This window comes from Helicobacter sp. 13S00482-2, assembly GCF_002272795.1.
Taxonomy (GTDB): Bacteria; Campylobacterota; Campylobacteria; order Campylobacterales; family Helicobacteraceae; genus Helicobacter_J.
This window is the reverse complement of the sequence record NZ_MLAT01000002.1, coordinates 134,554-147,590: the sequence shown is the minus strand read 5'-3', so window position 1 is coordinate 147,590 and position 13,037 is coordinate 134,554. Positions and strand designations below refer to the sequence as shown.

Here is a 13,037-nt window from a genome sequence, read left to right as displayed (position 1 = left end):
TATTAAAATCCCCCTAGTGCGAAGTTCATAAAACTTATAGCTTCCCATTTTATGCCATTTGTTCTACCCTCAAAATCATAATTAATGGTAATAATGTTGATTTTTGGATATTTTATTTTTGATTTGATTATTTTTTCTTCGATCAATTTGGCATTTGGAAAAGGAATGCAGAAGAATATCTGATTTTTTTCAGTAATAAAATCATAATTTTCACTGTAATGAATTGTTTTATGCTTAGATAGAAGTTCTAAGAAAACCATATTATCAAAGATTGCTTGAAAGGATTTATCGTTACAAAAAGCATAAGGAATGGAAAAATCATAAAAATAGATTTTTTTAGGTTTTTTACAATCCTCTATATGCGGTAGAAGATAAATCATTCCACTAGATTGAAACTCATTTATTAGATGGTAGATTTTATCTTTTGAGATTTTAAGTTGTTTTTTGATTTGCGTATAAAGTTGATTGGTTGTGATTTTGCGGGATTGATAAGGGATAAGATTTTTAAAGAGTTCAATATTATCCTTAAATGCTAAATAGTTGATTTCTTGTTTTCTGGAGATTTTTTGGTGTTCATTTAGATATTGAATTTCTGGGAGATTCCCATCTTTGAGAAAATGATTGAATAAAGTGTTAATGGATAGATTTTTTTTATCAAAACTAACATATTCTTCAAAGGTTAAAGGATAAATCTGTTTGTGTAAAAAATCTTCAGGAATGAAAATATCTCTTGAATGGGTTATTAAAATAATATTTTCTAGCTTAGGGAGGGCGAAATCTGAAATAAAATTATCTACGATTAAAATATCGATTTTTTTTTCCAAGTAATACTTGAGCAGCATGGATTTAACATTATCAATATCCAATCTAGGATCTTTGCAATCAATATAAATAGGATTTTTGAATTTTTTTGCAAAGTCCAGAGCAATAGATGTTTTACCGCATTTTAAGCATCCAAAGAGGTGGGTTTTGCCATTTTTAAGACCAAATCTACGAGGCAAAATAATAAAATTTTGTATTTTTTCTAAAAAATATTCTTCCAAGATCATGCTCCTTATTTCATAGATTGACATCATAGCACAGTAATTTCCTTTTTAAAAGGAAACTCTTTTATAACAAAATTACGAAATATAGGCTATTTTCTTGACTATTGAGTTATTTTTTCTTATAATCGCACTTCCAATATTTTGGTAATTACATCTTCAAAGCGATGAGTTCTTTGCAAAGGAAATGAATTTATGGAAAAAATTAGACTTAAGCTTAAGGCATACGATCATAGAGTTTTGGATAGATCTGTGGCTTCCATTGTAGAAGCAGTAAAAAGAACAGGTTCAGACATTAAAGGTCCAATTCCACTTCCTACTAGGAATAGACGATATACGGTTCTACGTTCCCCTCATATCAATAAGGATTCTAGGGAGCAGTTTGAAATTAGAGTTCATAGTAGGATTATAGACATAATGTCTGCTACTCCTGAGACCGTTGATAGCCTAATGAAGCTTGATTTGGCACCTGAGGTGGATGTTGAAGTCACTTCAATGGAAAAATAATTAGGACGCAAAGGAGATAGGAATGGAATTTTTAGTAGAAAAGATTGGTATGAGCAGAACAGTTGGAGCTCCAAGTGTGCCTGTAACTTTGCTGAAAATAGTTGGAGCTAAAGTTTGCCAAGTATTTGAAGATGGAAAAGCTTTGGTTGCATATTCCAAGGGTAAGCAATTCAACAAGGCGATAGAGGGACAGCAAAAAAAATATAATCTCAGCAAAGAATTTAATCATTTTGCTACGCTATTGGTCGCAAACAAAGAAGCTGGGGATATTGATTTGAGTGTATTGGAGGGTGCTAAAAAACTAAAAGTTACCTTTAATACCAAAGGTCGAGGCTTTACGGGTGCTATGAAGCGATGGAATTTTCAAGGTGGGCCAGCAGCACACGGAAGTAGATTTCATAGAAGATTGGGTTCAATTGGTAATAGAGAGTGGCCAGGAAGAGTTCAGCCAGGTAAAAAAATGGCAGGACACTATGGAAATGAAAAAGTTACAGGACAAAACGAGATACTCTCTTTTGATAAAGAGAGTGGAATTTTGGTTTTGAAGGGTTCTGTAGCGGGATTTTCTGGTGCCTATGGCAAGATATCAATTACAAAGTAATAAGGGTTGAATAATGAGTAAGGCAGTTGTATTAGATAACAAATTAAAAAAAGCTAGCGAGATTGAATTGCCACAAAGATATGACGAAATAAACGAACACAATTTGTATCTTTATGTGAAATCTTATCTTGCTTCTATCAGGGCAAATAGTGCTAACCCTAAAAATCGTGGTGAAGTCAGTGGGGGTGGAAAAAAACCATGGAGCCAAAAAGGTGGCGGTAGAGCAAGAGCAGGAAGTATTACTTCCCCTATATTTGTTGGAGGTGGTGTTTCTCATGGTCCTACCAATAATAAAAACTATAATCTCAAAATTAACAAAAAACAAAAAAGACTTGCCCTTGAGTACGCACTCAAGCAAAAAGCAGATGATGGTAAGCTTTATGTAGTCGATTCTGTTGCTGTTTCAAGTGGAAAAACGAAAGATGCCTACAATATGTTCAGAACTCTAAATGAAAGAACTGTTTTGTTTGTTTCTCAAATGAGCGATGAACCAACTTTTTTAGCTTTTAGAAATTTAAATGATTGTTATTTGGCGGATGCAAATGAGCTTAATGCTTATTTGGTTGCAGCTTTTCGTTCTGTAGTTATAGAGAAGGCTGTTTTTGATGAAATAATTCAGTCAAAGAACAAATAGGAAGGTCAAAATGGCAGATATAACTGATATTAAAACAATGCTTTATACGGAAAAATCCTTGTCACTTCAAGAAAGTGGCGTTATGGTTGTTCAAACCTCAAGCAAGGTAACCAAAAATCAATTAAAACAAGTTTTTAAAGATTATTTTGGTTTTACTCCCTTGAGAGTGAATTCATTAAAGCAAGATGGAAAAGTTAAAAAGTTCAAAAATAGAGTAGGACAAAGGAATTCTTTCAAGAAATTTTATGTAAAGATTCCAGAGGGTGCGAAAATTGATTCGCTTTCTGTGTAAGGAGTTAGAAAATGGCAGTAAAAACTTATAAACCATATACACCTAGCAGAAGGTTTATGTCTGGACTGAGTTCATCAGATATTACTTCAAAGCCTAGTGTAAAGAAATTGCTTATTAAGCTTCCTGTAACTGCAGGTAGAAATAATAATGGTAGAATCACAAGTAGACATAAAGAAGGCGGAGCTAAAAAGCTTTATAGAATCATTGATTTTAAAAGAAATAAATATAATATTGAAGGTAGGGTTGCAACCATAGAATATGATCCTTATAGAAATTGCAGGATTGCTCTAGTTGTTTATCCCGATGGAGATAAAAGATACATTTTACAACCAAGTGGTTTAAAAGTAGGCGATATTATCGTTTCTGCTGAGGTTGGACTTGATATTAAAACTGGTTTTGCTATGAAACTTAAGGGTATCCCCGTAGGAACTATTATCCACAATATTGAAATGCATCCAGGTGCTGGCGGTCAGTTAGCCAGGAGTGCTGGTACTAGTGCTCAGATTATGGGTAGAGAAGGAAAATATACAATCATTAGAATGCCTAGTGGCGAAATGAGGTATATTCTTGAAGAGTGCATGGCTACAATTGGTGTTGTGGGGAATGAAGATTTTATCAATACATCAATTGGAAAAGCTGGTAGAAGTCGACATCTTGGTATTCGTCCTCAAACAAGAGGTAGTGCAATGAACCCTGTTGATCACCCTCACGGTGGTGGTGAAGGAAAAACTGGTTCTAGTGGTCATCCTGTTTCTCCTTGGGGAACTCCTGCTAAGGGCTATAAAACTAGACGCAAAAAAGCTAGCGATCGACTGATTATCTCTAGAAAGAAAAAATAAGGATATATAAATGGCAAGATCAATTAAAAAAGGTCCCTTCATTGATGATTATTTGATGAAAAAGACGATAAAAGCTAAAGAGACTAAAGATAACAAGCCTATAAAGACTTGGTCAAGACGAAGCACAATTTCTCCTGAAATGATAGGGATTACTTATAATGTCCATAATGGTAGAGTTTTTGTTCCTGTGTATGTTACAGAAAATCACGTGGGCTATAAATTGGGTGAATTTGCTCCTACTAGAACTTTTAAGGGACACAAGGGCAGTGTCCAGAAAAAAATAGGTAAATAAGGAGAGCTGATGAGCAAGGCATTGTTGAGATATATAAGACTTTCTCCTACAAAAGCTAGATTGATAGCTAGAGAAATTCAAGGAATGAATGCGGAGTTAGCGATTGCGAGTTTGGAGTTTACACCCAATAAGGCTGCTAGAGTTATTTCTAAGGTAATTGCTTCAGCGGTTGCCAATGGTAGCTATGAAGCACAAAGTGTTTCTATTCTTTCTTGCAGGGTTGATGCAGGTCCTGTTTTGAGAAGATTTAGACCTAGGGCAAAAGGTAGGGCAACCCCTATTAGAAAACCTACTTCACATATTTTAGTAGAAGTTGGCACTCAAAAAATAGCAAAGCAGGATAAAACATCAAAAGAGGCGAAGATTTCTAAAAAGGATGATGTATCTTCAAAGGAATCTGTTAAAAAGACTGTGAAAACAACTCAAAAGAAAACTACCCAAACAAGCAAAAAAACAAAAGGTGAGGACAAGTAATTATGGGACAAAAAGTTAATCCAATAGGTTTAAGGTTAGGTATTAACAGAAATTGGACATCAAGATGGTTTCCGAGTACTCAGAACACGCCATTGAATATTGCTGAAGACTATAAGATTAGGAAGTTTTTAAAAAAAGAGCTTTATTATGCTGGAGTGAGTGAGATTATTATTGAGAGAGCTGCCAAAAAACTTCGTGTAACGGTTGTGGCCGCTCGACCTGGTTTAATTATAGGTAAAAAAGGTGCTGATATTGAGAAAGTGAAACAATCTTTGAGAAGCATTGTGCAAAAAGATATTTCTATCAATATTAAGGAAGTCAAGAGACCTCAAGCTAATGCACAGTTGGCAGCTGAAAATGTGGCTACACAGCTTGAAAAAAGAGTTGCTTTTAGAAGAGCCATGAAAAAAGTAATGCAAGCTGCTATTAAATCTGGTGCAAAGGGTATCAAAGTTAAAGTTTCTGGAAGATTAGCTGGTGCAGAGATGGCACGGACGGAGTGGTATATGGAAGGCAGGGTTCCTCTTCATACGCTCAGAGCCAAAATTGATTATGGGTTCGCAGAAGCAATGACGACTTATGGGATCATTGGTGTGAAAGTTTGGATTTTTAAAGGTGAGGTTTTACAAAAAGGTATTCAGCCTGAAAGAAAAGAAGAGCCTAGAGAGAATCGTGAGCCTAGACCTAAAACTAGAAGAGGGAGACAGTAACTATGTTGATGCCAAAACGAACAAAATATAGAAAGCAAATGAAAGGCAGAAATAGAGGAAAATCTTTTAGAGGATCTTCTTTAGCATTTGGAGATATTGCTATCAAAGCATTAGAGCACGGTAGAATCGATTCTAGACAGATTGAATCTGCGAGGATTGCTATGACTAGGCATATTAAAAGAGCTGGTAAGGTTTGGATAAGAGTATTTCCAGATAAGCCACTAACTGCAAAGCCATTAGAAACAAGGATGGGTAAAGGTAAAGGTTCTGTGGAAAAATGGGTAATGAATATTAAGCCTGGTAGAATCATCTATGAAATTACAGGTATAGATGAAGTTACTGCTAGAGAAGCTTTGGCTTTGGCACAAAGTAAATTGCCATTCAAGACAAAAATCATAACTAGCGAGAGTGAAAATGAAATTTATTGATCTAAAAGACAAAGAAATAAGTGAATTGAAAAAAATGTTAGTAGAAAAAAAGTCTGAGCTTTTTGAATTAAAATTAAAGCTCAAAACAATGCAATTGAACAATCCAAGTCAGATTGCAGTGATAAGGAAGGATATTGCTAGATTAAATACCGCAATATCTGCCAAGAAGGATTAAATATGAGTGAAAAACAACCCCATAAAAGAGTAATTCAGGGTAAAGTCGTGAGTATGGCTGGCGATAAAAGTGTTGTTATCTTGGTAGAGAGAAAAGTCGTGCATCCTAAGTATAGAAAAATCGTAAAAAGATTTAAAAAATATACAATACACGATGAAAAAAACGCTACCAAAGTCGGAGATGTTATTACTGCTATTGAGTGCAAACCAATTTCTAAATCCAAAGCGTTCAATCTGAAAGATATCGTTTTGGTGGGAGTGTGATATGATACAAAGTTTTACAAGGTTAAGTGTTGCTGATAATAGTGGTGCAAAAGAGATTATGTGTATAAAAGTCTTAGGTGGTAGCCATAGGCGATATGCTAGTGTTGGTGATGTGATTGTGGCTTCTGTTAAAAAAGCGATTCCAAATGGGAAAGTCAAAAAAGGTCAGGTCATTAAAGCAGTTGTTGTTAGAACGAAAAAAGAAATTCATAGAGAAAATGGATCGTTGATTCGTTTTGATGATAACGCGGCTGTTATTTTGGATGCAAAAAAAGAACCAATGGGAACGAGAATTTTTGGTCCTGTTAGTAGAGAAGTGCGATATGCAAATTTTATGAAGATAGTATCGTTAGCTCCGGAGGTATTGTAGTGACAAAGTTTAAGATAAAAAAAGGTGATATGATAAAGGTTATAGCAGGTGATGATAAAGGCAAGACTGGAAAAGTTATTGCCGTGTTGCCAAAAACTTCACAAGTCATTGTAGAAGGCTGTAAAATTGCGAAGAAGACTCTCAAGCCTACAGAAAATGAACCTAAAGGTGGCTTTATTAGCAAGGAGATGCCAATGAGTATCTCTAATGTCAAAAAAGCAGAGGAGAAATAACTATGTTCGGTTTGAAAAAGATTTATAAAGAAGAAGTAAAAGCAAAGCTTTCCCAAGAGCTTGGTATCAAAAATCCTATGTTGTTGCCAAAACTAGAAAAAATTGTCATCAGTGTGGGTGCTGGCGATCATGCAAAAGATACCAAAATAATGCAAAATATTGCAGATACCATTTCTTTGATAGCAGGTCAAAAAGCTATTATCACATTGGCAAAAAAATCCGTCGCTGGATTTAAGATGAGAGAAGGCATGCCAATGGGCGTTAAAGTCACTTTGCGCGGGAATCAGATGTATAACTTTTTGGAAAAGCTCATAGTTATTTCACTACCTAGAGTTAAAGACTTTAGAGGAGTTTCAAGAAGTGGTTTTGATGGCAGAGGAAATTATAGCTTTGGACTCAATGAGCAGCTTATGTTTCCTGAGGTCGTGTATGATGATATTATGGTTACACATGGTATGAACATAACTATAGTTACTTCTACCAATAATGATAAGGAGGCATTCAAGTTATTAGAACTGCTTGGTATGCCATTTGCAAAAGGAAAATAAAATGGCAAAAAAATCTATGATAGCTAAGACAAAAAGAAAAGCTAAATTCAGTGCTAGAGCATACAGCAGATGCCAGGTTTGTGGTAGACCACATTCTGTTTATAGAGACTTTGGACTTTGTAGAGTGTGTTTGAGGAAAATGGGTAATGAGGGTCTTATACCCGGACTTAGAAAAGCTAGTTGGTAAGGAAAGAATATGGTAAATGATATAATAGCAGATTCATTGACTCGACTTAGAAATGCTTCAATGAGACGATTAGAGGTGACAACACTTTATTATGCGAAGATTGTTGTATCCGTTCTTGAGGTATTTAAGGCAAAAGGTTTTGTAAAAGATTACAATGTTAATAATAAAGATGGCAAACAGTCTATTTCTGTTCAGTTGGCTTATGATGATAGAGGATTCCCTCTTATTAATGAGATTAAACGAATCAGTAAACCTGGAAGAAGGGTTTATAAAGGCAGAAATGAATTAAAAAAGTTTAAAAATGGTTACGGTACAATTGTAGTTAGCACAAGCAAGGGTGTGATCGCTAATGAAGAAGCTTACATAAAAAATGTAGGTGGCGAAGCACTTTGCAGCATATGGTAGGAGAAAAATATGTCAAGAGTTGGAAAAAGACCTATTAGCATTCCAAACACGGTTGAGACTAGTGTGCAAGGAAGCAAAATTGTGTTTAAAAGTGGTAAAAATATTAAAGAGCTTGAAACATACGGAAGAGTTCATATTGAATTCAATCAAAATGAGCTTATCTTTAAATCCGTAGATAACGAGCCTCAATCTCGTGCATATTGGGGAACTTATCGTTCTTTGGCAAATAATATAGTTTTGGGTATGACAACTGGCTTTACGAAAATTTTAGAGATCAATGGGGTTGGTTATAAGGCTGCTGTTGTAGGTAAAACATTAGAATTGGCATTGGGTTTTAGTCATCCTGTTAAATATCCTATTCCAGAGGGTGTTGAAATGAATGTTGAAAAAAATACTATTACCATTAAGGGTAGTGATAAACAACAGATTGGACAGATTGCTGCTGAAATTAGAGAATTCAGACCTCCTGAACCATATAAAGGCAAGGGTATCAAGTATAGCGATGAAGTCATTATTCGCAAAGCTGGTAAAACTGCTAAGAAATAATTAAGGGTAAAATATGACAAGCAGAACGTTAGAAAGAAAAAAAAGATTAAGAAACAAGAGAAAGCTTAGGGTTAGAGGTGTTTTGTTTGGAACACAGATGAGACCAAGGGTGAGCATTTTTAGATCCAATAAATATCTATATGCTCAAGCTATTGACGATGAAGTGCATAAAACTCTTGCCTGTGTAGATGGCAAGAAGATGTCATTAGGCAATAATAAAGAAGATGCAAAAAATATTGCAAAAGTTTTTGCAGATAGCTTGAAGCAATTGGGAATTAAAGAAGTCGTTTATGACAGAAATGGCTACTTGTATCACGGAGTCATCGCAGCCTTTGCAGAATCTTTGAGAGAAAATGGCATAGCCCTTTAAAAGGAAGAATATGGAAATAAATAGAGAAGAATTTAATGAAGTTGTTGTAAATATTGGAAGAGTTACAAAGGTTGTCAAAGGCGGTAGGAGATTTAGGTTCAATGCACTTGTTGTTGTTGGAAACAAAAATGGTCTTGTAGGCTTTGGATTGGGTAAGGCAAAAGAAGTCCCTGATGCTATTAAAAAGGCAGTTGATGATGCTTTTAAAAATATCATTCAGGTTAGCATTAAAGGTACGACCATTGCACATGATATTGAGCATAAATACAATGCGAGTAAGATATTATTAAAACCTGCAAGTGAGGGAACTGGTGTTATTGCTGGAGGATCTGCTAGACCGGTTATTGAATTAGCTGGAATTAAAGATATTTTGACTAAATCTTTAGGTTCAAATAACCCTTACAATGTTGTTAGAGCGACTATTGACGCACTTGCTAGAATTAAGGCATAAGGAGTTTTTATGGCATTGGAAAAAATAAAACCAGCTCACGGTAGCGTAAAAGATATAAAAAGAGTGGGAAGAGGACAAGGAAGCGGTATGGGAAAAACTTCCACTAGAGGTGGAAAGGGTCAAACTGCTAGAAGTGGTTATAAGGCAAAAAGAGGTTTTGAAGGCGGACAGCAGCCTCTTCAGAGAAGACTACCAAAGGTCGGATTTAGAACAAAAATTCAAAAGCCTTATGTTATTAATATAGATAAATTCAAAAGCATTGCCGAGTTATCCGAAATTACTTTTGACAGTATTAGAGAAATTCATAAATTTCCTAGCTATATCGAAAAAATAAAAATTATTGGAACTGATGCAAACAAATTAGCCACTAAAATTAAAGATGAGAAGATCAAGACTAGTGGGCAGAAATAATGAGCAAAGCAATTGTTGGTAAAATTTTAATCACTCTTGGATTCTTGTTTTTATATAGAATCTTGGCGTACATTCCGATACCTGGAGTTGATTTGGCTCAAATAAAAGCTTTTTTTGACAGCAATTCTGGCAATGCACTTGGTTTGTTTAATATGTTTAGTGGTAATGCTGTGTCTAGGTTAAGTATTATTTCTTTAGGAATAATGCCCTATATAACCGCTTCTATAGTTATGGAGCTTTTGGCAGCTACATTTCCAAATTTGGCGAAGATGAAAAAAGAACGTGATGGTATGCAAAAATATATGCAGATTGTTCGTTACGCTACTATTTTTATTACTGTTATTCAAGCCGTGAGTGTTTCTTTTGGTCTTAGAAGCATAGGTGCTGGTCCAAATGGTGCGATCATGATAGATATGCAAACCTTTTTAATTATTGCTGTGTTTTCTATGTTGACAGGAACGATGCTTTTAATGTGGATAGGCGAACAAATCACTCAAAGAGGTGTTGGCAATGGTATTAGTTTGATTATTTTTGCTGGTATTGTTTCGGGTATACCCGCTGCTATTGGGGGAACTTTCAATCTTGCCAACACTGGAGAGATCAACTTTTTGGTTCTGATTGCTATATTTGCAATTATTTTGGCCACCGTATTTGTCATTATTTATGTGGAACTTGCCGAAAGAAGAGTCCCAGTATCTTATGCAAGAAAAGTTGTTATGCAAAACCAAAATAAGCGGATTATGAACTACATCCCGATCAAATTGAATTTAAGTGGAGTCATTCCTCCAATATTTGCTTCAGCTCTTTTGGTTTTCCCTTCCACTATTTTACAAGCATCTTCAAATCCAACTATTCAGGCTATAGCTGATTTTTTGAGCCCTAATGGTTATGCTTATAATATATTGATGTTTTTGCTAGTGATATTTTTTGCATATTTTTATTCTTCAATTGTTTTCAATTCAAAGGATATAGCAGATAACTTGAAACGTCAAGGTGGCTTTATACCTGGAATGAGACCAGGCGAAGGGACTTCTTCTTTTCTAAATTCAGTTGCTGGAAATTTGACGTTTTGGGGGTCTTTGTACTTAGCTATCATATCTACGCTACCTTGGATTCTTGTCAAGGGGATGGGTGTTCCTTTTTATTTTGGGGGAACCGCTGTTCTTATTGTTGTCCAAGTTGCGATTGATACGATGAGAAAAATAGAAGCTCAGGTATATATGAATAAGTATAAAACATTAAGTGCAGTAGGTTTTTAGTGTCTATCGGTATCAGAAATAAAAAAGAAATTGATTCTCTACGAAAACCTAACCAAATTGTCGCTCAAACATTAGAGCTTTTGAAAAATAACGCTCAGGAGGGCGTGACTCTTTTAGAACTTGATAAAATGGCCGAAGACTTCATTAGATCCTTTAGTGCTAGACCTGCATTTAAGGGTCTATATGGCTTTCCGAATGCAGTTTGTATTTCCGTTAATGACGTGATTATTCACGGAATTCCAACTGATTATTCACTCAAGGATGGCGATATTGTGGGTTTTGATGTAGGTGTGGAATTTGATGGTTGGTATGGTGATGCTGCAATTAGTGTGGGTGTTGGAAAGATTTCTTCAAAAGATTTCGAATTAATCGCGTGTGCAAAAGATAGCTTGTATCAGGCCATTGATAATATCAAGATTGGTTTAAGATTCAAGGAACTCAGCAAAATAATTGAAGAGTCTATATTGAAAAAAGGTTTTGTTCCATTGCGAGGTTTTTGTGGTCATGGGATTGGTAGAAGACCTCACGAAGAGCCACAGATTCCAAATTATTTAGAAAGCACAATGACTATTTCAGGACCAAAAATAAAAGAAGGTATGGTGTTTTGTCTTGAACCTATGATTTGTCAGAAAGATGGAGAACCTAAAATTTTAGATGATAAGTGGTCTGTGGTTTCTGTTGATGGTCTAAATGGTTCGCACTATGAACACACTATCGCTATTGTTGATGGAAAAGCTGAAATACTTACGGAGATATAAAGATGGCAAAAGATGATGTTATAGAGATTGATGGCAAGGTAATTGAAGCATTACCTAATGCAACCTTTAAGGTTGAACTTGACAATAAACACGTTGTATTGTGTCATATTGCTGGAAAGATGAGAATGCATTATATTAAAATATTGCCTGGAGATAAAGTCAAACTTGAACTCACTCCTTATAGTTTGGATAAAGGACGTATCACGTTCAGATACAAATAGTTATTTTGCTCTAGCTAAGAAGCTTTTAAACTTATTTTAGTTAGAATGACAGCTTTTAGTCTTTCGATAATTAGAATAGGCTTTGAAATAAAGTGCTTTTGTGATTAATTTAAGGAGATACAATGAAAGTTCGACCTTCGGTCAAGAAAATGTGTGATAAATGTAAAGTTATCAAGAGAAAAGGTGTAGTTCGAGTGATATGCTCAACTCCAAAACATAAACAAAGACAAGGATAAAATATGGCTAGGATTGCTGGTGTAGATTTGCCAAAAAAGAAAAGAGTTGAATATGCTCTGACATATATTTATGGAGTTGGACTCAAGAGTTCAAGAGACATTTTGAATGCTGTAAATATTTCTTTTGATAAGCGAGTTAATGATCTCAGCGAAGATGAAGTCTCTGCAATTGCTAAGAAGATTCAAGAGAGTTACATAGTCGAGGGTGATTTAAGAAAAAAAGTTCAAATGGATATTAAGGCACTGATGGATTTAGGTAATTATCGTGGTCTTCGACATCGAAAAGGCTTACCAGTACGAGGTCAGACAACTAAAAATAATGCTCGTACAAGAAAAGGTAAGAAAAAAACAGTAGGTAGCAAATAAGGAGACTGAATTATGGCTAAAAGAAGTACGTCAACTAAAAAGAGAATTGTCAAAAAAAATATAGCTAGAGGCGTTGTTTGTATAGCTGCTTCATTTAATAATACTAATGTTACCGTTACTGATGAAATGGGTAATGTTATATGTTGGGCCACAGCTGGGGGATTGGGATTTAAAGGATCGAAAAAATCTACTCCTTATGCCGCACAACAAGCAGTTGAGAGTGCAATAGCAAAAGCAAAAGAGCACGGCATTAAAGAAGTCGGTATTAAGGTTCAAGGGCCTGGTAGCGGTAGAGAGACGGCTGTAAAAAGTGTTGGAGCGATAGAAGGCATTAAAGTGCTTTGGATAAAGGATGTAACCCCATTGCCCCACAATGGTTGCAGACCTCCTAAAAGAAGAAGAGTGTAAGGGAGATAAT

27 protein-coding genes are annotated in these 13,037 nt (G+C 35.2%); 26 read left to right on the top strand and 1 reads right to left on the bottom strand.

The window, feature by feature from the left end; genetic code table 11:
* Positions 1-2: 2 nt before the first annotated feature.
* Positions 3-1,043, bottom strand: a complete 1,041-nt coding sequence (locus BKH42_RS02100; protein WP_095294390.1) for an ATP-binding protein — start codon at positions 1,041-1,043, stop codon at positions 3-5.
* 195 nt (positions 1,044-1,238) lie between these two features.
* On the opposite strand from BKH42_RS02100, the gene rpsJ reads away from it, so the two are divergent.
* The 26 genes from rpsJ (at position 1,239) to rpsK (ending at position 13,027) form a co-directional block, all read left to right on the top strand.
* Entirely contained in the window at positions 1,239-1,550 is a 312-nt protein-coding gene (gene rpsJ, locus BKH42_RS02095) for a 30S ribosomal protein S10 (protein WP_095294389.1), read from the top strand.
* Positions 1,551-1,572: 22 nt separating this feature from the next.
* Positions 1,573-2,151, top strand: coding sequence for a 50S ribosomal protein L3 (gene rplC, locus BKH42_RS02090; RefSeq protein WP_095294387.1), 579 nt, complete (start codon positions 1,573-1,575; stop codon positions 2,149-2,151).
* Between the two features lie 13 nt (positions 2,152-2,164).
* Positions 2,165-2,785, top strand: a complete 621-nt coding sequence (rplD, locus tag BKH42_RS02085; RefSeq protein ID WP_095294386.1) for a 50S ribosomal protein L4 — start codon at positions 2,165-2,167, stop codon at positions 2,783-2,785.
* Between the two features lie 10 nt (positions 2,786-2,795).
* Positions 2,796-3,077 (top strand): 50S ribosomal protein L23, encoded by a 282-nt coding sequence (locus BKH42_RS02080; protein WP_095294384.1) that lies wholly within the window; start codon positions 2,796-2,798, stop codon positions 3,075-3,077.
* An 11-nt stretch (positions 3,078-3,088) separates the two neighbouring features.
* A complete protein-coding gene (gene rplB / locus BKH42_RS02075; protein ID WP_095294382.1) occupies positions 3,089-3,916 on the top strand; it encodes a 50S ribosomal protein L2 in 828 nt (275 codons plus the stop codon).
* A gap of 10 nt (positions 3,917-3,926) precedes the next feature.
* On the top strand, positions 3,927-4,208 hold the full coding sequence (rpsS, locus tag BKH42_RS02070; protein ID WP_095294380.1) for a 30S ribosomal protein S19: 282 nt from the start codon (positions 3,927-3,929) through the stop codon (positions 4,206-4,208).
* A gap of 9 nt (positions 4,209-4,217) precedes the next feature.
* Positions 4,218-4,682 carry a 50S ribosomal protein L22 gene (gene rplV, locus BKH42_RS02065; RefSeq protein ID WP_095294378.1) on the top strand — a complete coding sequence of 155 codons (465 nt, stop codon included), beginning with the start codon at positions 4,218-4,220 and terminating at the stop codon, positions 4,680-4,682.
* Positions 4,683-4,684: 2 nt separating this feature from the next.
* Positions 4,685-5,392, top strand: a complete 708-nt coding sequence (rpsC, locus tag BKH42_RS02060; RefSeq protein ID WP_095294376.1) for a 30S ribosomal protein S3 — start codon at positions 4,685-4,687, stop codon at positions 5,390-5,392.
* A 2-nt stretch (positions 5,393-5,394) separates the two neighbouring features.
* Positions 5,395-5,820 carry a 50S ribosomal protein L16 gene (rplP, locus tag BKH42_RS02055; protein ID WP_095294374.1) on the top strand — a complete coding sequence of 142 codons (426 nt, stop codon included), beginning with the start codon at positions 5,395-5,397 and terminating at the stop codon, positions 5,818-5,820.
* Positions 5,807-5,995, top strand: a complete 189-nt coding sequence (gene rpmC, locus BKH42_RS02050) for a 50S ribosomal protein L29 (RefSeq protein ID WP_095294372.1) — start codon at positions 5,807-5,809, stop codon at positions 5,993-5,995. The genes rplP and rpmC overlap by 14 nt, the downstream gene beginning before the upstream one ends.
* Before the next feature lie 2 nt (positions 5,996-5,997).
* Entirely contained in the window at positions 5,998-6,258 is a 261-nt protein-coding gene (gene rpsQ / locus BKH42_RS02045) for a 30S ribosomal protein S17 (protein ID WP_095294370.1), read from the top strand.
* Between the two features lies 1 nt (position 6,259).
* The gene (gene rplN, locus BKH42_RS02040) at positions 6,260-6,628 is read left to right on the top strand and encodes a 50S ribosomal protein L14 (RefSeq protein ID WP_095294368.1); all 369 of its coding nucleotides are present in this window, start codon (positions 6,260-6,262) and stop codon (positions 6,626-6,628) included.
* Positions 6,628-6,861, top strand: coding sequence for a 50S ribosomal protein L24 (gene rplX / locus BKH42_RS02035; RefSeq protein WP_095294366.1), 234 nt, complete (start codon positions 6,628-6,630; stop codon positions 6,859-6,861). The genes rplN and rplX overlap by 1 nt, the downstream gene beginning before the upstream one ends.
* 2 nt (positions 6,862-6,863) lie before the next feature.
* Complete coding sequence (gene rplE / locus BKH42_RS02030; RefSeq protein WP_095294364.1) at positions 6,864-7,409, top strand: 50S ribosomal protein L5; 546 nt, start codon at positions 6,864-6,866, stop codon at positions 7,407-7,409.
* A gap of 1 nt (position 7,410) precedes the next feature.
* Positions 7,411-7,596, top strand: coding sequence for a type Z 30S ribosomal protein S14 (locus tag BKH42_RS02025; RefSeq protein WP_095294362.1), 186 nt, complete (start codon positions 7,411-7,413; stop codon positions 7,594-7,596).
* 9 nt (positions 7,597-7,605) lie between these two features.
* On the top strand, positions 7,606-8,001 hold the full coding sequence (gene rpsH / locus BKH42_RS02020; protein ID WP_095294360.1) for a 30S ribosomal protein S8: 396 nt from the start codon (positions 7,606-7,608) through the stop codon (positions 7,999-8,001).
* Positions 8,002-8,010: 9 nt separating this feature from the next.
* A complete protein-coding gene (gene rplF / locus BKH42_RS02015; protein WP_095294358.1) occupies positions 8,011-8,547 on the top strand; it encodes a 50S ribosomal protein L6 in 537 nt (178 codons plus the stop codon).
* 13 nt (positions 8,548-8,560) lie between these two features.
* On the top strand, positions 8,561-8,917 hold the full coding sequence (gene rplR / locus BKH42_RS02010; protein WP_095294356.1) for a 50S ribosomal protein L18: 357 nt from the start codon (positions 8,561-8,563) through the stop codon (positions 8,915-8,917).
* Positions 8,918-8,927: 10 nt separating this feature from the next.
* On the top strand, positions 8,928-9,368 hold the full coding sequence (gene rpsE, locus BKH42_RS02005) for a 30S ribosomal protein S5 (protein WP_095294354.1): 441 nt from the start codon (positions 8,928-8,930) through the stop codon (positions 9,366-9,368).
* 9 nt (positions 9,369-9,377) lie between these two features.
* The gene (gene rplO, locus BKH42_RS02000; RefSeq protein ID WP_095294351.1) at positions 9,378-9,779 is read left to right on the top strand and encodes a 50S ribosomal protein L15; all 402 of its coding nucleotides are present in this window, start codon (positions 9,378-9,380) and stop codon (positions 9,777-9,779) included.
* Positions 9,779-11,038: a preprotein translocase subunit SecY gene (secY, locus tag BKH42_RS01995; protein WP_095294348.1), complete on the top strand. Its 1,260-nt coding sequence runs from the start codon at positions 9,779-9,781 to the stop codon at positions 11,036-11,038. Before rplO ends, secY begins: the two co-directional genes overlap by 1 nt.
* A complete protein-coding gene (gene map / locus BKH42_RS01990; protein ID WP_095294345.1) occupies positions 11,038-11,796 on the top strand; it encodes a type I methionyl aminopeptidase in 759 nt (252 codons plus the stop codon). The genes secY and map overlap by 1 nt, the downstream gene beginning before the upstream one ends.
* Positions 11,797-11,798: 2 nt before the next feature.
* On the top strand, positions 11,799-12,017 hold the full coding sequence (gene infA / locus BKH42_RS01985) for a translation initiation factor IF-1 (protein ID WP_095294343.1): 219 nt from the start codon (positions 11,799-11,801) through the stop codon (positions 12,015-12,017).
* Between the two features lie 122 nt (positions 12,018-12,139).
* Entirely contained in the window at positions 12,140-12,253 is a 114-nt protein-coding gene (gene rpmJ / locus BKH42_RS01980) for a 50S ribosomal protein L36 (protein ID WP_002956266.1), read from the top strand.
* Between the two features lie 3 nt (positions 12,254-12,256).
* The gene (gene rpsM, locus BKH42_RS01975; protein WP_095294340.1) at positions 12,257-12,619 is read left to right on the top strand and encodes a 30S ribosomal protein S13; all 363 of its coding nucleotides are present in this window, start codon (positions 12,257-12,259) and stop codon (positions 12,617-12,619) included.
* A gap of 12 nt (positions 12,620-12,631) precedes the next feature.
* Complete coding sequence (gene rpsK / locus BKH42_RS01970; RefSeq protein WP_095294337.1) at positions 12,632-13,027, top strand: 30S ribosomal protein S11; 396 nt, start codon at positions 12,632-12,634, stop codon at positions 13,025-13,027.
* Positions 13,028-13,037 lie beyond the last annotated feature (10 nt).